Annotated in this window: 13 protein-coding genes and 1 pseudogene; 8 read left to right on the top strand and 6 right to left on the bottom strand. The window is 70.9% G+C overall.

Annotated elements, in window-relative coordinates:
• Positions 1-56 precede the first annotated feature (56 nt).
• The 8 genes from ABEA10_RS32470 (at position 57) to ABEA10_RS32435 (ending at position 16,321) form a co-directional block, all read left to right on the top strand.
• Complete coding sequence (locus tag ABEA10_RS32470) at positions 57-2,423, top strand: glycoside hydrolase family 28 protein (protein ID WP_345470440.1); 2,367 nt, start codon at positions 57-59, stop codon at positions 2,421-2,423.
• Entirely contained in the window at positions 2,420-4,564 is a 2,145-nt protein-coding gene (locus ABEA10_RS32465) for a hypothetical protein (RefSeq protein ID WP_345470438.1), read from the top strand. Before ABEA10_RS32470 ends, ABEA10_RS32465 begins: the two co-directional genes overlap by 4 nt.
• A gap of 73 nt (positions 4,565-4,637) precedes the next feature.
• Positions 4,638-6,050: an L-fucose/L-arabinose isomerase family protein gene (locus ABEA10_RS32460; RefSeq protein WP_345470436.1), complete on the top strand. Its 1,413-nt coding sequence runs from the start codon at positions 4,638-4,640 to the stop codon at positions 6,048-6,050.
• A gap of 49 nt (positions 6,051-6,099) precedes the next feature.
• The gene (locus ABEA10_RS32455) at positions 6,100-9,300 is read left to right on the top strand and encodes a family 78 glycoside hydrolase catalytic domain (RefSeq protein WP_345470435.1); all 3,201 of its coding nucleotides are present in this window, start codon (positions 6,100-6,102) and stop codon (positions 9,298-9,300) included.
• Entirely contained in the window at positions 9,297-11,339 is a 2,043-nt protein-coding gene (locus ABEA10_RS32450; protein ID WP_345470433.1) for a family 43 glycosylhydrolase, read from the top strand. The genes ABEA10_RS32455 and ABEA10_RS32450 overlap by 4 nt, the downstream gene beginning before the upstream one ends.
• A complete protein-coding gene (locus ABEA10_RS32445; protein ID WP_345470430.1) occupies positions 11,336-15,286 on the top strand; it encodes a family 78 glycoside hydrolase catalytic domain in 3,951 nt (1,316 codons plus the stop codon). Before ABEA10_RS32450 ends, ABEA10_RS32445 begins: the two co-directional genes overlap by 4 nt.
• A gap of 60 nt (positions 15,287-15,346) precedes the next feature.
• A complete protein-coding gene (locus ABEA10_RS32440; RefSeq protein WP_329258908.1) occupies positions 15,347-15,928 on the top strand; it encodes an NADPH-dependent FMN reductase in 582 nt (193 codons plus the stop codon).
• Positions 15,929-15,937: 9 nt separating this feature from the next.
• Positions 15,938-16,321 (top strand): winged helix-turn-helix transcriptional regulator, encoded by a 384-nt coding sequence (locus ABEA10_RS32435; RefSeq protein ID WP_329258913.1) that lies wholly within the window; start codon positions 15,938-15,940, stop codon positions 16,319-16,321.
• On the opposite strand, the gene ABEA10_RS32430 is transcribed toward ABEA10_RS32435, so the two are convergent.
• The 6 genes and pseudogenes from ABEA10_RS32430 to ABEA10_RS32400 all read right to left on the bottom strand — a co-directional run bounded on the left by ABEA10_RS32430 (position 16,290) and on the right by ABEA10_RS32400 (position 20,976).
• On the bottom strand, positions 16,290-17,339 hold the full coding sequence (locus tag ABEA10_RS32430) for a UbiA prenyltransferase family protein (RefSeq protein WP_345470426.1): 1,050 nt from the start codon (positions 17,337-17,339) through the stop codon (positions 16,290-16,292). The genes ABEA10_RS32435 and ABEA10_RS32430 overlap by 32 nt on opposite strands.
• Positions 17,336-17,515 carry a hypothetical protein gene (locus ABEA10_RS32425; protein WP_345470424.1) on the bottom strand — a complete coding sequence of 60 codons (180 nt, stop codon included), beginning with the start codon at positions 17,513-17,515 and terminating at the stop codon, positions 17,336-17,338. Before ABEA10_RS32425 ends, ABEA10_RS32430 begins: the two co-directional genes overlap by 4 nt.
• Before the next feature lie 72 nt (positions 17,516-17,587).
• Complete coding sequence (locus tag ABEA10_RS32420) at positions 17,588-18,211, bottom strand: response regulator (RefSeq protein ID WP_345470459.1); 624 nt, start codon at positions 18,209-18,211, stop codon at positions 17,588-17,590.
• Between the two features lie 67 nt (positions 18,212-18,278).
• A pseudogene (gene macS, locus ABEA10_RS51325) lies at positions 18,279-19,376 on the bottom strand (MacS family sensor histidine kinase); the annotation flags it as partial.
• 13 nt (positions 19,377-19,389) lie between these two features.
• Complete coding sequence (locus tag ABEA10_RS32405; protein ID WP_345470423.1) at positions 19,390-19,599, bottom strand: EF-hand domain-containing protein; 210 nt, start codon at positions 19,597-19,599, stop codon at positions 19,390-19,392.
• Between the two features lie 126 nt (positions 19,600-19,725).
• Positions 19,726-20,976, bottom strand: coding sequence for a carbohydrate-binding protein (locus ABEA10_RS32400; RefSeq protein ID WP_345470422.1), 1,251 nt, complete (start codon positions 20,974-20,976; stop codon positions 19,726-19,728).
• Positions 20,977-21,079: the final 103 nt, after the last annotated feature.

Raw genomic sequence — 21,079 nt, 5'->3', positions numbered from 1 at the left:
CAACGAGACACACGACACCGGAGGTCATGCGGATGAGAGGCCGAGGCAGGCGATGGATGGTCGCACTCGCCGTGACCACGCTGGTCGGGGCCGGCACACCCGGCACGGCCTGGGCGGCTCCCGGCGAGTCGAGGGGAGACGCCACGGCGCACCGCTCCACCGGGACCGTCGTCGTCGCCAAGCCGAATGCGTCCGGCAGGATCGAGACCGTCGGGACCTCGACCGTCACCGTCCGGAACGGCACGACCGTCCAGCAGGTCAAGGCGCAGATCCGTGCCAAGGACGACTCGCGGCAGGGCTATGTCGTAGCGGACGAAGACGGTGAGGAGAAGCGGTCGGGCGCGGTCGTCGACGGAGACCGGCTTCAGGTCACGGCGGAGAACGGTCGGGACCGGTTCACCTATCGGCTGGCGATCAACGATCCCCATGCCCAGCAGAAAGATGGCGTTTACTGGAACAAGGATCTCTACGACGACATCGATCAAACGGTCAACGCCAACACGCCGGTGTTCAACGACAAGCGTTGTGACATCACCAGCCCGAAATATGCGCGCCTGGTGCGACGGGCCACCGAGAAGTTCTATGTCGGGAATCAGGCCGGCGACCCGGCGGAAAAGACATCTCCGCTGGTCGCCCGTTCGCAGGAGGTCTGGTATTACACCGACGCGATCGAGGCCGCGATCAGAGACTGTCACGAGTCCGGCGGCGGGATCGTCGTCGTCCCGGCCGGGGGTTCACGGAACGCCAACGGAGCCTACTACTCCGGGGCGATAACCCTCCTGAGCAATGTCAACCTCCACATCGAGACCGGTGCCGTGGTCAAGTTCATGCGGAACAAGACCAACGAGTACTACCCCGTCGTGCTGACCAGCTATGAGGGCACCGATCTCTATAACTTCTCGCCGCTGATCTACGCCCTCGGCCAGACGAACATCGCGATCACCGGCGGTGGGACGCTGGACGGCCAGGAGGACATGTGGAACTGGCGGCCCTGGAAGAAGGGCTACTGGGGCGAGCCGTCGGTGGAGAACAAGAGCCTCGACGCTCCGTACGGCGAAAACGGAATTCTGAACGATATGAACTTCCGGGACGTGCCGATCACCAAGCGCATATTCACCGACGACGGGCACATGCCGAGCGCGATTCCGGTGGTCGACGGGAATACCGTCAAACGTGTCCCGCCGCCATCGGACGCGGTCGCGATGAAGTCCACGTTCCGGCCGCAGTTCATCGAGACCAATCATTCCCGCAACGTCCTCATCGAGGATGTGAAGATCAGGAACACTCCGTTCTGGATCGTTCATCCGCTCAACTCCCAGAACGTGCTCGTCAGGAACCTCGACATCTACAGCGACAAGACGAAGGACTTCGAGGCGACCGGCTGGAACAACGACGACGGTGTCGACCCCGAGTCCTGCAAGAACGTCGTCCTGGAAGGAAATCGCGTGACCACCAGCGACGACGGTGCCGCGATCAAGGCCGGCCGCAATGTCAACGGCAGGCTGCACCGGGCGCCGAGCGAGAACCTCATCATCCGGGACTCGGTGTACAACAACGACAACATCGGCACCTACTCCGCCGCGGTCTCGATGGGCAGCGAGATGTCGGGAGGCATCCGGAACGTGTTCATCGAACACAACGAGTTCGGTGGACCGGGGCTGGCGATGATATTGAAGATCAAGACGAACTCGTATCGGGGTGGGGCGGTCGAGAACATCTATCTCCGGCACAACCTGCTGAAGGCGGCGCGGTCGGCGATGGTCCAGCTCGACAGTAACTACTCCGAAACCGTGTCATTTCCCAACGCCGACATCTTCAATCCGACCGTACGGAACATCTACATCGACGACGTCGATACCGCGCCGACGATGACCCCGGGGAAGACCACGTTCCAGTTCTCCAGCGCCGCCTCGCGTTCTCCGGTGGAGAACGTCTACTACCGCAACTCCGTCTTCTACACGACGAGCACGCTGCAGGCGGCCTTCAACTCCAACAAGAACATCAAGAACCTGGTCGTGGAGAACGTCAGGTACATCGACCCCTCCAGCGGGGCGGAGACGGTGTACAACACGACGCCGTTGAACCTGCTCGATCAGACGACGGCACACGCCGGCGATGAGAACGTCCGGCTCACCGACGATCCGGACGTGGTCAACAAGGTCTCGTCGCACACCTTCACGGTCAGCGGCAAGGTCGACCTCGCGGCCTATCCCGGATTCGTGAGCGGTGGCACGGTCCGGATCTTCGTCGACCGGAGCACTACGGCGATCCCGGCGACCCTGAGCCCCGACGGTTCTTTCACGAGTGGACCGATCACGCTCGACGACGACCAGTACTGGCACACCGACCGTCACTATGTCGCGGTGAATCTCTTCAACGGCATCAACATCAACACTGTCGTTTATCCGGTGGAGGCAACGTGATCAGACGTCGAGCCGTTCTGCAGGGGATGGGCGGCCTGGGAATGGCAGGGCTGCTCGCCAACGCGCCGGCCGCACGTGCCGACGCGGCCACGGGAGCCATCGACCGTCGCGCACTGGTCGGACGGCATGACATCGAACGCACCGCGAGCGACCCGGATCTGCCGATCCAGGTCGGCAACGGGCGGTTCGCCTTCGGCGCCGACATCACCGGCCTGCAGACGTTCCTGCCGTTCGCCACCATGTCGGACTGGGGCTGGCACGAGGACGCGTTGCCGCCCGGCCAGAGCCCGGCGGACTACGTCGGAGAGATCTGGGACACTCACGGCCGCCCGGTCCGCTACTGGACCGACGACAAGCAACACCCGCAGCTGAACCAGTGGCTGCGGGAGAACCCGCACCGGATCAACCTCGGGCGCATCGGCATGCGGTTGCTCCGCGGCGACGGCCGGGAGGCCACGGAGGCCGACCTGACCGATCGTCACCAGCGGCTGGATCTGTGGTCCGGCACGCTGCACAGCAGGTTCGTCCTGGAAGGCGTGCCGGTCTCCGTGGAGACGGCCTGCCATCCCGAGCTCGACGTGGTGGGGGTGCGCGTCGACTCACCGCTGATCGCCGCGGGCCGCCTCACCGTCTTCATCGACTTCCCGTACGCCACCGCCGGGTCGAAGTTCTCCGCGCCGTTCGTCGGCGTGTGGGACCGGCCCGACGCACATCAGACGCAGCTGCGCCGCCGTGGTGCCCAGCGGGCCGACATCACCCATCGCCTCGACGCGACCACGTACCACGTGTCGCTGTTGTGGCAGGGGCCCGGGAGGCTGACACCCGACGCGACGCACCCGCACCGGTACGTCCTCGACGGCGGCCGCGCACGGCGGTTGGAGGTGGCCTTCGGCTTCTCACCCGACGAGCCGCGCCCGGCTCCGCCGGCACCGGCGGTGTCGGCGGCCTCCGCGGCGTGGTGGCCGAGGTTCTGGCGCTCCGGCGGCGCCATCGACCTGTCACAGAGCGCCGACTCCCGGTGGGTGGAGCTCGAACGCCGCATCGTGCGGAGCCAGTACGCCATGGCGGTCAACGAGGCAGGCGGCTGGCCGCCGCAGGAGTCCGGCCTGGTCAACAACGGCTGGTACGGCAAGTTCCACATGGAGATGTACTGGTGGCACGCCGCGCACTACGCGCTGTGGAACCGCTGGCCGATTCTCGACCGCAGCGCGGGCGTCTACGAGCACTTCCTCGCGTCGGCCCGGGAACGGGCCCGGGAGCAGGGCTACCGCGGGGCACGCTGGCCGAAGATGACGACCCCGGGTGGAGTGCAGTCACCCGGTCTGCAGAACGCCTTGCTGCTCTGGCAGCAGCCGCATCCCATCTTCTTCGCCGAACTGGACTACCGGGCCCACCCGGACAAGAGCACCCTGGCGAAGTGGCGCGAGGTGGTCTTCGCCACCGCCGACTTCCTGGCGTCGTACGCGTTCCACGACCCCGCGACTCACCGCTACGTGCTCGGCCCACCGCTGGTCATCGCGAATGAGGGCCCCGACCCGCGGTCGACGATCAACCCGACCTTCGAGCTGTCGTACTGCCGCTTCGCGCTGCGCACCGCACAGCGGTGGCGCCGGCGGCTGGGTCTGGCGCCCGACCCGGCGTACGCGGACGTGCTGGCCGGCCTGGCACCCCTGCCCGTGCAGGACGGCGTCTACGTGTTCCACGAGGGCATCCAGGACATGTGGACCCGGTGGAACAACAACCACCCCGACCCCGTGGCCGCGTACGGCATGTTGCCCGGGGACGGTGTGGACGTGCCCACGATGCGGGCGACGGCCCAGAAGGTCTACGCCACCTGGGACGTGGATAATCTCTACAGCTGGGACTTTCCGCTGCTGGCGATGAACGCCGCCCGGCTCGGCGACCCCGGCCGTGCCGTCGACTTCCTGCTCCACGAGCGGTTCGGCTTCACCGACACCGGCCTGCCCGCGAGCGGGTTCGCCGGTGTGCCCTCACCGTACTTCCCCGGAGCAGGGGGCCTGCTGTACGCGGCCGCCATGATGGCCGCGGGCTGGGACCGGGGGCCGAAGACCGCCGCGCCCGGGTTCCCGTCGGACGGCAGGTGGACGGTTCACAGTGAAGGCCTCAGCCCGGCGATATGAGCATGACGCGACCTCACGAACCACGGACCCCGGTCGCTACCGGCCCGTGTCACCGAAGAAATGGAGAGAACGAATGAGCGCGAACGAAGGACGCGTACGCGTCGGGCTGGTCGCCGGAGGGCTGGGGGCGTACTGGCCGCAGTTCCCCGACCTGCTGCCGCAGCTGCGACGGTCCGCCGAACGTGTGTCGGAGCGCATGCGCCTTCTGGGCGCCGACGTCGTCGACGCCGGCTTCATCTCCGACGAGCGCGAGGGCGCCGCGGCGGCGGAGAAGCTGCGCGCGGCGGGCTGCGACCTCATCGTCGGGTTCCTCACGACGTACATGACCGCGACCATGCTCGTACCGGTCGCCCAGCGCAGCGGGGCGCCGGTCCTGCTGATCAACCTCCAGCCGACCGAGTCGATGGAGCACGAGACGTTCGACACCGGGCAGTGGCTGGCCTACTGCGGTGCCTGCCCGCTGCCCGAGATGGCCAACGCGTTCCTGCGCTCCGGCATCCCGTTCCGCTCCGTGTCGGGGTACCTGGAGGACGAGCGGGCCTGGGACCGGATCGGCCGCTGGGTGCGGGCGGCCGGCGTACGCGCGGCGCTGCGGCACGGGCGGCACGGCCTCATGGGCCACCTGTACCCGGGGATGCTCGACGTCGCGACCGACCTGACGCTGGTGTCGGCCCAGTTCGGCGGCCACGTGGAGGTGCTGGAGTTCGACGACCTGCGGGTGCGGGTGGAGAAGGTCACCGACGCCGAGGCCGAGGCCAAGAAGAAGGAGGCCACGGACGTCTTCGCGCTGGACGAGTCGGTGAACGACGAGGACTTCGGCTGGGCGGCGCGCGTCGCGGTCGGCCTGGACCGGCTCGTGGAGGACTTCGGGCTGGACAGCCTCGCGTACTACCACCGGGGCCTGGACGGGGAGATCCACGAGCGGCTCGGCGCGGGCATGATCCTGGGCGCCTCGCTGCTCACCGCGCGCGGCGTCCCGGCGGCGGGGGAGTACGAGCTGCGCACCTCGCTCGCCATGCTGATCATGGACCGGCTCGGCGCGGGCGGCTCGTTCACCGAGTTCCAGGCGCTGGACTTCGAGCGCGGTCACGTCGAGATGGGCCACGACGGCCCGGCGCACCTCGCCATCAGCGACGGCCGGCCGCTGCTGCGCGGACTCGGCGTCTACCACGGCAAACGGGGCTACGGCGTGTCCGTGGAGTTCGACGTGAAGCACGGCCCGGTCACCGCGTTCGGCCTCCGGCAGGGCCGCGACGGCCGGTTCGCGTTCGTCGCCTCGGAGGGCGAGGTCGTGGGCGGTCCGCTCCTGCGGATCGGCAACACCACCTCACGCGTGGACTTCGGCGCCGACCCGGGGGAGTGGACCGACGCCTGGAGCGCCACCGGCATCTCCCACCACTGGGCGCTCGGCACCGGCCACCGGATCGCCGACCTGCGCGCCCTCGCGGACCTCATGGAGGTCGACCTGATCGACGTACGCCCGTAGCCAGGGCCTGTTCCAACGGAGTCGGGGGACTCGACCATCAGGAGACGAAGTGACGACTGTCTTCGGCATGTCCGGATTCCTCCGCAAGGCCGCGACCGCGGCCGGAATCCTCGCCGGCGCCGGCGCGCTGACCTTGTCGGTCATCGCGCCGGCCGGTGCGGAGCCGCCCGGCTCCGTCACGGCCACCGGCCTGCGGGCCGACGGCCTGAGCTCACCGCTCGGCATCGACGACGCCGCTCCGGCGCTGAGCTGGCGGCTCGCCTCCCACGAGCGCGGCGCGGCGCAGACCGGCTATGAGATCCGGGCCGCGAGCAGTGAGAACCGTCTGGCCCACCCCGACCTGTGGGACTCCGGCAGGGTGACCTCCACGGCGGTCGGCGCCGCGTACGGCGGCCCCGCGCCCGGGTCGCGGTCGCGTGTCTTCTGGCAGGTGCGTGTCTGGGACGCCCGCGGCCGCGCATCCTCGTGGAGCACCGCGGCGCACTGGGAGACGGGCCTGCTGAAGCCCGGCGACTGGAAGGCGCGGTGGATCTCCAATCCCGGCTGGGCCGCTCGGCGGCCCACCCCGGTCGCCGTCTCACTGCCCGCGCAGACCGCGCGGTACGTCCGGCTGGACGTCACCCGGCTGGGGCTGCCGATCAAGGAGGGGTGGCCGTACAAGGTCTCGCGCCTGCAACTCGCCGAGATCGCGGTCACCGACGCCTCGGCACCCGACACCGACCTGGCGCTGGGCGCGCCGGTGACGGCGACGGACGTCTACACCGCTCCGGGCCAGTGGGAGCCGCGGTTCGTCACGGACGGTTCGCTGACCACCGACAAGGCGCCGTTCGGCTACACGAGCCTGGAACACCAGGACCAGGATCTGACCACCCCGATCGACGTCACCATCGACCTGGGCGCGGCGCGGCACTTCGACCGGATCCTGCTCTACCCGCGGACCGACACGCTGACCGATGACGGCAGGACGCCGAACTTCCCGGAGGACTTCACCGTGCAGACCTCCGGCGACGGCACGGCGTTCGCCACGGCCGCCACGGTGAAGGGACAGGAGGCGCCGCCGCCGATGCACGGGCAGCCGGGCGCGCTGCCGGTCTTCGCCAAGGACTTCGCGGTGGCCCGGAAGGTCCGCAGCGCGCGGCTGTACGCCACCGGGCTCGGCGTGATCGACGCGTCGGTCAACGGCCGGTCGGTCGGCGACGCGGTCCTCGAACCGCCGAACACCGACTACGCCGATCGCATCGTGTACTCCACCTACGACGTGACCCGGCTGCTGCGCCACGGCGCCAACAGCGTCAGCGTCGAGGTGGGCAACGGAATGGCGAATGTGCCGTCCACGCCCGGGCGGTACGAGAAGCTCACCCGGTCCGACGGCACACCGGAGTTCCTCGGCCAGCTCGAGATCACCTACACCGACGGCAGCCGTACGACGGTCGCGACAGACTCCTCGTGGCGCACCGGGCTCGGCGCGACGACCTTCACCAACTGGTACGGCGGCGAGGACCACGACGCCCGGCGCGCGCCCGGCGACTGGACGGCCCCCGTGGAGGTGGCCTCGCCCACGAAGACGCTCACCGCCCGCGCGGACCCGCCGATCGAGATCGTGCAGACCCTGCACGCGAAGAAGATCACCGAGCCGAAGGCCGGCGTCTACGTCGTCGACCTCGGCACGAACTTCGCGGGCTGGGAACGCCTGCGGGTCAGCGGCCCGGCCGGCACCAAGGTCACGATGCGACCGGGCGAGCTGCTGAACAGCGACGGAACGGTCAGCCAGGCCACCACGGGCTCGCCCATCTGGGACACCTACACGTTGTCCGGCAAGGGCGTCGAGACCTGGCATCCGCGCTTCGTCTACCACGGCTTCCGCTACCTGCAGGTCGAGGGGCTCCCCACCGCGCCGGACCAGGACACCGTGACCGGCCTGGTGCTGCGCGCCGCCAACGACACCGCCGGCACGTTCACCAGCTCCAACCCGCTCATCAACGACATCCACACGATCATCGACCGGGCGATCCAGAGCAACATGTACTCCGTCCTGACCGACTGTCCCCATCGGGAGAAACTCGGCTGGCTGGAGGAGGACAACCTCGTCTTCGGCTCGGTCGCCCGGAACTACGACGTCGCCGCCTACTACCGCGAGCTCGTCCGCAACATGGCCGAGGCACAGACCGCCGACGGCCTCGTGCCGGACATCGCACCGGAGTACACGGTGTTCTCCGGCGGTTTCCGTGACGACCCGAACTGGGGCGGTTCGCTCGTCCTCGCGCCGTGGCAGCTGTACGAGACCTACGGTGACACGGCGACACTGCGGACCTACTACCCGAACATGCAGCGGTACCTGGACTACCTGTCGTCCAAGGCAGAGGGCGACCTGCTCGACTACGGCCTCGGCGACTGGATCACCTTCGACAACAGCACGCCCGTCGGCGTGACGGCCTCCTTCGGCTACTACCGGGTCGCCTCGGCCATGAGCGGCATCGCCCGGGTGCTCGGCAAGGCGGACGACGCGCAGCGCTACGCCGCGCTCGCCACCCGCATCGGCGCGGCGTTCAACGCCAGGTATCTCAAGGACGACACGTACGCGTCCGGCAGCCAGGCGAGCGACGCGCTCGCGCTCGACATGGGCGTCGTGCCCGCCGACCGGCGGCAGGCCGTGCTCGACCACCTGACCGCGAGCATCAAGGCGAACGGCTACCACCTGACCGTCGGGGAGATCGCGCTTCCGTCGGTGTTCCGTGTGCTGTCCGCGGCGGGCCGGGACGACCTGATCTACACCGTCGCCACGCAGACCGGCAACCCGAGCTACGGCTACCAGGTGACGCATGGCGCGACGTCGCTCACCGAGAACTGGGACGGCCCCACGTCCGGCAACTCGCAGAACCACTTCATGCTCGGCGCGATCGACGAGTGGTTCGGGTCCGGGCTCGCGGGCATCGGCCAGGCCGACGGCTCCGTCGCCTTCGAGCACCTGCGCATCCGCCCGGCCGTCGTCGGCGACCTGACCCACGCGGCCGCCTCGTACGAGACGCCGCGCGGCACCGTCACCAGCTCCTGGAGCCGCTCGGGAAGCACGCTCAAGCTCGACGTGACCGTCCCGCCGGGCGCGCCGGCGCGCGTCGAGGTCCCACTCCTGGGCGGCACCGGTCGGCCCGCGGCCCCGCCCGGCGCCACCTGGATCGGCGTCCAGGACGGCCGCGGCGTCTTCCAGGTCGGCTCCGGCCACTGGACCTTCACGGCGCGGGGGGCGGCATGAACATCATCGGCAGGCTCGCGGCCCTCTGCCTGGCCGTACTCCTCAGCGGGGCGGCGCTCGCCGCGCCCGCGCGGGCGGCGGTCGACACCGACCTCACGAACTTCGACCCGGCCGGGAACCAGGTCGTGCGCTTCGACACCGACGGGAACGCGGTGGACGCCCACGACGGGGCGATCACGAGGTTCGGCGACACCTACTACCTGTACGGCACCAGCTACGACTGTGGCTACCAGTGGCAGAACAACACCACGTTCTGCGGCTTCAAGGTCTACTCCTCGCCCGACCTCGCGCACTGGACCGACCGGGGGTACGTCGTGCCGCCGCGCGACTGCCGCTACTGCTTCCGTCCGCACGTCGTCCACGACGCCGCGACCCACCGGTACGTCATGTGGGTCAACGACCAGGACGCGGCGGACAGGTTCCGCGTCTACACGAGCGCCCGGCCGACCGGGCCGTTCACCGAACAACCGGTGCCCGACCTGCCGGACCAGACCCACTGCACCGCCGACCTCGACGTGTTCGTCGACGACGACGGCGCGGGCTACCTCGTCTGCAGCAACGCCGGCTGGCACATCGCGGTCATCAAGCTCACCTCGGACTATCTGCGGGCCGCCGGTCCGTACGACATCACCGGGGTGACCCGGGTCGAGGCGCCCTCGCTCTTCAAGCGGAACGGCGTCTACTACCTGACGATGTCCGACCCGAACTGCGGCTACTGCACCGGAACCGGCACGTCGTACCTCACCGCGAGCAGCCCGCTCGGCCCGTGGCACGGCCGCGATGCCTGGACCGCCGAGGACGGCGCGCTGGTCGCCCGCGGTGGCCTGTACGGCCTGTCACAGGAGGGCGAGGACTGGGCCGACTACACCTTCTCCTTCGACGTCGCGCCGTTGCCCACGGCCACCGGCACGGCGGCACAGGCCGGGTTCGCCCTGCGGATGAACACCGACGACCACGGCTACCTCTTCCTGCTGAACGGCGCGGCGTCCGGCAAGGGCACGCTGAGCGTGCTGCGCCGCGCGGGCGCCACGACGGCGAGCCACGTCGTGCCCCTGGCCGAGCCGATCGTCGCGGGGGAGTGGCACCACGTGTCGGTCACGGCGGCCGGCTCGACGTTCACCACCTCGATCGACGGTGTCCAGGTCGACACCTACACCGACGCGACGTACCCGGTGGGCAAGGTCGGCTTCCGTGAGTGGAACGGCGCGAACCTGGAGTCCGCGAGGTTCGACAACGTCCAGGTCACCTCCTCCTCCGGTGCGACGTTGCTGTCCGACGACTTCTCCGGCGGCTTCTCGCGATGGGTCGTCCCGACGTCCGGCGTGAAGATCAGCGACAACTCGTGCGGCGGGCAGCCCGCGCAGGTCGCGACCCTGCCGCAGCGCCACGGCACGCCGGACTACCTCTACTTCAGCGACCTGTGGGACTTCCACACCAACGAGGCCCTGGCCAACTTCTACTGGCAGCCGCTGTCGTTCGCCGCGGACGGTTCCATCCAGCCGCTGACCTGCACGAACGCGCGGATCCACCTGAATCCCGGCCGTCCGGGCCGGCAGCGGCCGATCCCCGGGCTCGACCAGACCAGCGGCGTCACCGGGTTCCGCACGGCCTGTGACATCGCGGGCGACGAACGACGCGAGCAGACCTTCACGGCCGGCCGGAGCGGACGCCTCACCTCACTCGCCGTGACGGCCTTCAAGGACGGGACCGAGGAGGGCCGGGTACTCCGCACGCCGCCGTCCGACCCGCTGACGGTCGAACTGCGCGACGGTTCGCGGACGGTGTGGTCGGCCACGGTCCCGGCGGACACGATCGGCTGGTCCGCCCGTGACGTCGTCCTCCATCCCCGCGTCCACGTCACACGCGGTCACCCGTACGCCCTCGTCCTCGCCTCGGCGACCACCGTCGGCTGTTACGGCTTCGCCTTCGACGACCAGAACCCCTATCCCGGTGGCACCGCGGCGGTGAGCACCGACGCGGGCGGCACGTTCACCCCCGAACCCGGCCGCGACCTGAAGTTCCACACGGAGGTCTCGTGAGACTCATCCCCTTCTGCGCGAAGGTCGCCGTGCTCGCGCTGGCGGCCGGGTGGACGGCGCTGCCGGCCCACGCGTCCCCGGCCGACTCGGGTGCGGCGCGGCTGACCGCCGCGGAACCGCGCACCGACGCTCTGCGCACCCCGCTCGGGATCGACGATGCCACCCCCACCCTGAGCTGGCGGCCTCGCGCCTCCGGGCATGATGAGGCACAGACCGCCTACCAGGTCGAGGCGGCGTCCTCCCCGGCCCGCCTGGACGATCCGGACCTGTGGGACTCCGGCAAGGTCGCCTCGGCGGACCCGAGCGCCTCCTACGCCGGCCGAGCGCCGGCCTCCCGGCAGCGGGTCTGGTGGCGGGTCCGGGTCTGGGACGCCCGCGGCACGGCCTCACCCTGGACCGCGCCGTCGTGGTGGGAGATGGGACTCCTCGACAAGGGCGACTGGTCGGCGAAGTGGGTCGGTGACGACCGGTGGATCAACCGCCGGCCCACCCCGGTGACGGTCACCGTGCCCGCACAGGACGCCCGGTACGTACGCCTGGACGTCACCCGGCTGGGCCTGCCGATCACCGAGGGCGGCTCGCTGCTGTCCCGGCTCCAGCTCGCCGAGATCGCCGTCTCCGACTCCGCTCATCCCGATGAGGACCTGGCCAGGGGCGCGGCGGTCACCGCGTCGGAGGTGCGCGACTACCCCGGCAAGTGGGAGCCGCCCTACCTGACCGACGGGTCGCTCACCACCGAGCGGGCGCCGTACGGGTACACGAGCCCGGCGTACTCCTCGCAGGACCCGGGGCACCACATCTGGCTGCAGCTCGACCTCGGCCAGAGCCGCCACTTCGACCAGGTGTCGCTCTACCCGCGCACCGACGTCATGACCGGCGACGCGAAGACACCGAACTTCCCGGTCGACTTCACCGTGCGGACGTCGGACGACGGAACGTTCACCACGGTGGCGACCGTCACCGGGCAGCGTCCGCCGCCCGCGTACCACGCCGACCTTCCCGCGCTCCCGCTCCTGGCCCGGCAGTTCTCCCTCGACCACGGCGTACGCAGCGCCCGGCTCTACGTCACCGCGCTGGGCCTCTACGAGGCCACGATCAACGGCCGGCCGGTCAGCGACGCGGTGCTGGAACCGCCGAACACCGACTACCGCAAGCGCGTCGTCTACTCCACCTACGACGTGACCCGGCTGCTGCGCGAGGGCGGCAACGCGATCGGCGTACGGCTCGGCAACGGGACCTACAACGTCGCCCCCACCGCCGACCGGTACACCAAGTACGTCGGCGCGCAGGGGCCGCCGCGGCTGCTCGCGCAACTGGAGGTGACGCTTTCGGACGGGTCGACCCGGCGCATCGTCACCGACTCCTCATGGCGCACCGCGCTCGGACCGACCACCTTCTCCCAGTGGTACGGCGGCGAGGACGAGGACGCGCGGTCGGCGAAGACGGGATGGGACCGCGCCGACGCCGACCTGAGCGGCTGGACGCCGGCCGTCGAGACCGCCGATCCGGGCATCACCCTGGCCGCGCGGATGTCCCCGCCGATCGTCCCGGTCGGCGCCGCGCACACCGTGCGGGTCACCCGGCCGGCCGCCGGGACGTACGTCTTCGACCTGGGCGCCAACGTCGTGGGCTGGCCGGTGCTGCACGTCCGGGGCCCGCGCGGAACGACGGTCACGGTCAAGCCCGGCGAGCGGCTGGGCGCGGACGGCCTGGTCGACCAGGGCACCATGATCGCCGGAGGCGACCGCACTCCGCCGATCGCCGACCACTACACGCTCGCGGGCGCCGGCACGGAGACGTGGCATCCGCGCTTCGTCTATCACGGGTTCCGGTATCTGCAGGTGACCGGCCTGCCTTCGCCGCCGTCCGCGAGCGTCGCCGACGCGGTCATCCTGCGCGCGGACAACGCGACGGCCGGTTCGTTCACCAGCTCCGACCTGCTGCTCAACGGGATACACCGCATCGTCGGCAACGCGATCGCCGGCAACATGTTCAGCACCCTCACCGACTGCCCGGACCGCGAAAAGCTCGGCTGGCTGGAGGAGACCCACCTGGAGCAGGGCTCGGTCACCCGTGACTTCGACGTCGAGGCCTACTACCGGGACCTTCTGCGGAACGTCGCCGAGGCGCAGCTGCCCGACGGCCATGTGCCGGACATCGCCCCCGAGTACGTGGTGTTCAGCGGCTCGGCCCGTGACGACCCCAACTGGGGGAGCGCCATCATCATGGCGGCCTGGCAGCACTACCAGGCCTACGGCGACCTCGCCACCCTGCGCACGTACTTCCCGGCGATGCGGAAGTACTTCGACTACCTGACGTCCAAGGCGAGCGGCTCCCTGCTCGACTACGGCTACGGCGACTGGGCGAGCACCGACTCCTCGACCCCGGTCGGGATCGCCGCGTCGTACGCGTACTACCGGGACGCGGTCGCGCTCGGCGCGATCGCGCGCCTGCTCGGCGAGGACGCGTCCGGCTACGAGTCCACGGCCCAGAAGATCGCCGGGGCGTTCAACGCGAAGTACCTGAAGAACGGGACCTACGGCTCGGGCAGCCAGGCGGGAGACGCCTTCGCACTCGACATGGGCGTCGTCCCGGCCGATCAGAAGAAGGCCGTCACCGACCACCTGGTCGCGGCCATCCAGGCGAAGGGCTACCACCTCACCGTCGGCGAGATCGCGCTTCCCGCGGTGTTCCGCGCGCTGTCCGCCGCCGGCCGGGACGACGTGCTCCTGGGCGTCGCTCAGCAGGTCACCGCGCCCAGCTACGGCTACCAGGTGGTCCACGGCGCGACCGCGCTGACGGAGTACTGGGACGGCCCCACCGGCTACGGCTCGCAGAACCACTTCATGCTCGGCGCGATCGACGAGTGGTTCAGCGCGGGCCTCGCGGGGATCCGCCAGGCCGACGGCGGCACCGCCTACCGGCAGCTGGTGATCCGGCCCGCCGTGGTCGGCGACCTCCAGGCCGCGAGCGGCACCTACGAGACACCGCGGGGCCGGGTCGCGAGCGCGTGGCGGCGCGAGGGTCGTACGCTCCGGCTCGACGTCACGGTCCCGCCGGGCGCCCCGGCGCGCGTCGAGGTCCCGCTGTCCGGCGGCAGGGCGGGCGCCACACCGGCGGGCGCGACGTACGTGGGAGTCCAGGACGGCCGTGCCGTGTACCAGGTCGGCTCGGGGCACTGGACCTTCACCGCGCCGGCCACTCCGGTGGCGGCGCCCGGCGACCAGCTCGCCGTCGAGCCGCCGTTCGGCACGTCCGTGCCGATCGTGTCCGGTCACCCGGCGAGCGCGCGGTTCCGCGTGACGAACCTGGAGGACCACGCGGTGACCGTACGGCCACGCGCGACGGCGTCGTCCGGCCTGTCCGTCTCGGCCCCGTCCGGCGCGGTTCGGATTCCCGCGCACGGTTCGGCGGCCGTCCCGGTCACGGTGAGCGCGGCCCCGGGCACGTCGAAGGGCATGGTGACGCTGGCGGTGGGTGCGCGGAGCGCGGTGATCCCGGCCGAGGTCACGGCGAACCTCGTGCGCGTCGCGACGATGTCGGCGTCGAGCACGCACAGCGGCTCGGACCCGGCGTGGGCGAATGACGGCGGCACCGGCTCCGAGGTCTGGCTGAACGGCGTCGGCGGCTGGAACGACGACACCGCGGGCGACTTCCCCGACACGCTCACCGCGACCTGGGCCGCTCCGGTCTCCCTGGGGCGGGTGCGCGTGCTGACCCTCGACAGCGGCAAGTCCCCGGCGTCGAAGGTGGGGCTGCGCGACTTCGACGTCGAGGCGCTCGTGGACGGCGACTGGCACACGGTCGCCACGGTGCGCGGCAATACCGCGGGCACCGTCGAGCGGACGTTCGGCCAGGTCTCGGCGTCGGCTCTGCGACTCGTCGTCCGCGACTCGAACGACCACAAGTACAGCCGGGTCATGGAACTGGAGGGCTACGGCTCGTGACGACACGCTGCCTACTAAGATTCTCTGAGTAACTCAGGAAAAATGTGAGGAGCGTTCGTCGTGGCCAAGCTGGAGATCATCGTCGCGAGCACCCGTCCCGGGCGGGTCGGCCTGCCGATCGGGCAGTGGGTCGAGAAGGAGGCGGCGGCGCACGGCGGCTTCTCCGAGGTCGAACTCGTCGATCTGGCCGAGGTGAACCTCCCGTTCATGGACGAGCCCAACCACCCGAGACTCCGCCGGTACACGCACCAGCACACGCTCGACTGGAGCGCGAAGGTCGCCGAGGCGGACGCGTTCGTCTTCGTCATGCCCGAGTACAACAGCGGCATCAACGCGCCGCTGAAGAACGCCCTCGACTACCTGAACCACGAGTGGCACTACAAGCCGGTCGGCCTGGTCAGCTACGGGGGCGTCTCGGGCGGGGTCCGCGCCGCCCAGATGGTCAAGCAGGTGGTGACGACGCTGCGGATGACCCCGATCCTGGAGGCCGTCGCCATCCCGTTCGTCGCGCAGTTCTTCGACGAGGAGGACAACCTCCTGCCGAACGACGTCATGATGGCATCGGCCAAGGCGATGTTCGACGAGCTGTTCCGGGTGGCCGAGGCGCTGCGCCCGCTGCGCGAGGCCGCCGAGACGAGATGAGGGAGGGCCATGGACGAGGTTCGCCGGGTCTGCCGGCGTTACCACGCCGCGATCGAGCTGATCGGCGCTCGCTGGAGCGGGGCGATCCTCCGCGTCCTGTTCACCGATCAGCACCGGTACGCCCAGATCAAGGCGGCGGTGCCGGGCCTCAGCGACACGATGCTGGCCGAACGCCTGCGCAGCCTGGAGGCCGACGGCCTCATCGAGCGGCGGGTGATCCCGTCCTCGCCGGTCCAGGTCGAGTACCACCTGACGGACAAGGGCCGCGACCTGGAGCCGGTGCTGGAGGCGGTGATCTCCTGGGCGCACAAGTGGATCCCGCTGCCGGATGACGCGCACGCCCCGGCGGCGGGATCGCGGGTCAGCGGTCCCCGCCCGGCGCCGGAGCGCTGACCAGGCGCGGCTCCGCCCGGCGAGCCACGCGGCCGACGCCGGCGACGGTGAGCCGGGTGACCGGGCCCCGGCGCGCCATGAGCGTCGCCTGGGCGAGGACGATCGCGGTCAGGACGGCGATGACCACGTCGTACGGCACGGCCGGCAACCCGGCGTGGACCATCGACAGGTGGCCGAGGAGGAGCAGGATCATGCTGCGGCCGACGACGGCGATCGCCGAGATGAGGCGCTCGTCCCTCCGTACGCCCCGGTCGGCCGCCAGGGCCCGGATGAGGCCGAGGGCCACCGCCAGGCAGACCGTCTCGGCCGCGAGCAGCGCGCCGGACGGCCGGCGCGCGGTGGCCAGGATCAGCGCGGTTCCGGCCGTCCAGCAGCAGCCGCTGAACACGCACGTCCACACGCGGCCGTGGCGGACCAGGAACGTGCGCTTGCCGAACATCGCGTCACCGCGGACGTCGCGGAAGTCCTTCAGCAGGATCCGGCCGACGAAGCCCGCGTACAGGCCCGCGAGCAGCAGCAGATCGCCCGGGCGCGCGCTCGCCCGTACGGCGAACACGCCCAGCAGGTACGGCACCGCGACGTAGCACGCGGGCAGTACCAGGGACGCCACCGCGCCGCGCTCGGCGAGGCGTACCGGGCGCAGTGAGTAGCCGGCGCTCAGCGCCAGGCCGGCGGCGGTGACGGCGACCGCCGGCCAGTGCAGCGTCGCGCTCACCGCGAGTGCGCCGGCCGCGCCGACCACGCCCGTCACCAGGAGGTCGTGGCGGCTCGCCGCGCCGGTCACCAGCGGGCGGCGCGCGTCGTCCGGCAGGTTCACCCGGTCGATCGCCTCGTCGGCGAGGTCGTTGCAGGCGACCGAGAAGACCAGGAAGCCGGCGACGACGGCCAGCACGCGGGCCAGGAGCAGACGGTCCTCGCCGTGCCCGGCCTGGGCCAGGCCGGTCGCAGCGAACATTCCGAGCAGCATGATGACCGCCGGGCGGGCGACGAGCACGAGCAGGCGCAGACGGCGGATCATTTGTTGCTCCCGAAGCCGTTCATGATCAGTACGAGGGCGGCGGTCACCGCGAGGGCGACGAGGCCGTAGAAGAGCGCGACGGTGATCATGGCGGCGGCCACGGCGGCGAGGCCGAGCAGGAGGGTGCGAGGCCACGACCGGCGGCGTGGCGGCGAGAGAGTCCCATCGGGGTTCATGCCCCCGAGCATCCGCCGCCGCGCCGCCGGGCGCCTGAGCACGATGACCCGAGTGCGGCTGAGTATTACTACCTACTCGATGCCCTCTTCCAGGGCGTAGCGGACGAGCTGGGCCTTGTTGCGCAGTTGCAGCTTCGTCAGGGTGTTGTGCACGTGGTTCTGCACCGTACGGGGCGACAGCACGAGGCGTTCGGCGATCTGCGGATAGGTCAGGCCCTTGGCGACCAGCCGCAGCACCTCGGTCTCCCGCGCCGTCAGCCGGGGCGTGTCCGGTGCCGGGCCGGCGGCGAGTTTGCGGTACTCCCCGAGCACCAGGCCCGCCAGCCCCGGGGTGAAGACCGCCTCCCCGGCGGCCGTCGCGCGCACCGCCGCGATGAGCTCCTCCAGCCGCGCCGACTTCACCAGGTAGCCGGTCGCGCCCGCGGTCACGGCGTCCAGGACGTCCCGGCGCTCGCCGCTCGCCGACAGGACGAGCACCCGGAGCGACGGCCCCCGCATCCGTGTGATGAGCTCCGCGCCGGAAAGGCCGGGAAGGTTCAGGTCGAGCAGGACGACCTGCGGGCGCGTCGCGGCGGCCACCCGCAGCGCCTGGGCCCCGTCGCCCGCCGTGCCCACCACCGCGAAGCCCGCCTCGGTAAGGTCCCGCGCGACCCCGTCGCGCCACATCGGGTGGTCGTCGACCACGAGCACGCGGATGCGGCCGTCCTCGGGCCCGCCGCCCGGGGGCCCGGCCTCGTACGGCCCCTCGCCGTACGGCTCGCGCTCATCGCGTGACACTGAGCTCCACCTCGGTCCCCTGACCCGGCGACGACGTGACCTGGGCCGTCCCGCCGATCTCCCGCATCCGGCCCACGATCGACTGTGCCACGCCGAGGCGCCCCGCCTCCACCGCCCGCGCGAGCCGGTCCGGCGCGAACCCGGCGCCGTCGTCGCGGACGCTCACCGTCACGACGTCGCCCTCGTCCTCGACGAGCACCCACGCCGAGGCGTCAGCGCCGGCGTGGCGGCGCACGTTGTCCAGCGCGGCGCCCACCGCCGCGCCGATCGCCTCCGCGGTGGCGGTCGGCAGCGGTACCGGGTCGGCCGGGCCGGAGACGGTGACGCGTTCGGCGGCGTACGGCTCCAGGAGGGTGCGCAGGTCCAGCTCTCCGGAGGCGGCGGCGGGGGGTGCGGCCACGAGCGTGCGCAGTGCCGTCTCGCCCTCACCGGCGAGCCGGCCGAGCTCGGCCGCCTCGCCGCCCAGCTCCCGGCCGCGCCGGCTCACCAGCGCCAGCACCTGCAGCACCGAGTCATGGACCTCGCGGGCGATCCGCTCCCGCTCCGCCGTGGCCGCCTCCAGCCGGGCCACGCGCTCCACGGCGGTCTCGGCGCGGGTGCCGAGGCGTACGACGTAGCCGCCGACCACCCCGGTGATCAGCAGGAGCACGACGCCGTTGAAGGTGTTCGGCGCGAGGGTCGCCCGCTCGGCCACGTCGGCGGCCGAGACGGCCGCCGCCCCGGCCAGACCCGCCCACGGTCCGCCGGTGACCGCGCAGGCGAGGACCGACGCCGCCGCCCACGACACCGGCAGGGTCGGCGAGCCGTGGTCGATGTGGAAGGCCGTGTCGACCCAGCGCGTGCCCAGAACCAGCGCCACCGCGACCAGGACGTCGGCCACGACGAACGCGCGGCGGCGCAGCGCGGGCCGCGCGTACACGGCGGTCGCCAGCGCGGTCCACCCGGCCATCACCGCGAGGGCGAGCAGACCGCCCAGCGGATGCGCGTAGCCGTGCCGGTGGCGGAGGATGAGCGCGGCGGCGTACACGAGCGTGGCCAGGCGGAACGCCGCGGTCGCCCGCCACAGCTGTACGACCACGGCGGAGCGGTCCGCCCGGTCAGGCGTTCCAGGCTTCGGTGAACTCCGCCTGGTTGATCTTGCCGTCCCGGTCCTTGTCGGCGTGCTCCCAGATCGAGTCGATCTCGTCGCCGGTGACCTGCTCGCGGCGCGCGGTCATGGCGAGCTTGAACTCCACGGCGGTGATGTAGCCGTCACCGTCGTAGTCGAATTCCTTGAACGTCGCGGCGGCGTCGTCGGGCGTGGTCACGGCGGGCTCCCGGTGCTCGAAGTACTGCGGCGTTCAGCATGAAAGCACACATTCAGGTCGACACACGCCGAAAACCCGGCGGCCGATGGAAGACGTCCCACCGGCCGCCGGGTTTTCGGCACGGTGTCAGGTGCAGGGGCCCTCATCGGACCAGACGTCGGCCGTGCCCGGCGTCTCGCCCTGGGTCCACCACTTGGCCTTGTACGTGTGCTTGGAGTAGGTCACCTCCATGCCGCCCGTGTAGACGCTCGTGGCGTTCCAGGCGGGCGCCGTGCACGCGCCCGGCGCGGGGTCGGTGGGCGGGGGAGAGGCCGGCGCGCCGCCGAACGCCGCGGTGAACTTGGTGAAGTCCCAGGCGCCCTGCGTGACGCTGGAGCAGGTGCCGGAGGTCTGCCCGTTGTTGTCCGGCGGGCTGCACTGCCGGTCCCGGTTCACCGACCAGAAGGTGAAGCGCGACAGGCCGTGTGAGGTGGCGTAGTCCAGCACCGCCTGGAAGTCGGCCTGCCGGAAGTACTCGCCGGTGTCGGAGCGTCCGTTCATCAGCGACACGCCCTCGTGGGCGTACGCGGTGGCGCTGCTCCAGCCGAACGTGCTCATCAGCGTCGAGTGGAAGCCCTCCAGCGCGCTGATCTGCGCCGCCGAGCCGTTGAACCCGCCGTCGAACGGCATGATCGCGTAGTTGGCGGGGGTGAAGCCCTGGCTCTTGGCCTCGGCCAGCATCTGCTTGCCGAACCAGCCCGTGCCCTCGCCGCCGGTCGTGCCGGCCGTGGTGACCGAGACGTACAGGCCGGGGTTGTTCTGTTGCAGGATCTTGGCCGCGCCGATCTCGTTGTGGATCGCCGTCGCGTTCTCGTACTCCGGCTCCTCCAGGTCGAAGTCGATCGCCTTGAGCGCGTACTTGCTGATCACCTGCTGGTACGCCGCCGCGGTCGAGGACGGGTCGCCGCAGGTCTGGCCGAGCTTGGTGCCGCCGTAGCCGCCGGCCGAGACGGTCACGTCGCCGCCGGCCGCCCGGATCCCGTCGATCACCGACTTGGCCTGCGTGTCGGAGGAGACGGGGTGGGTGCCGTCCCAGGTCGGGCTGCACCCGCCGCCGTTCGGGGCGAGGATGAACGCGAGCTGGAACGACTTCTGCCCGGTCGCGCTCATCACCGGGCCGAGGTCGGGCGGGCTGTTGTCGAACGGCATGACGTACGGCGCCGCGCCGTACCAGTTGCCACCGAGCGCGGCGGGGGCTGCCTGCTCACTCGCGGACGCGGCGGTCGCACCGGAGACGGCCGAGGCCGTGCCGAGCGCCAGGGCGGCCGCGCCGACCGCGGCGGTCGCGGCGGCGAGGAGCCCACGCCGCCGTCCGGTCGTGCCTGCCTTCCATCGCATGGTCGCTTCTCCTTCGGGGGGTTGAACGTACGGACCGGCCCGCAGTCCTGGCGGGGACCAACCGGGGGTGGAAGCGTTCTCTCAACCTTCTCTTAGGAAACCT

The sequence above is a fragment of the Actinoallomurus oryzae genome, from assembly GCF_039541955.1.
GTDB classification, from domain to species: domain Bacteria; phylum Actinomycetota; class Actinomycetes; order Streptosporangiales; family Streptosporangiaceae; genus Actinoallomurus; species Actinoallomurus oryzae.
This window is presented reverse-complemented; position numbering and strand designations above follow the sequence as displayed.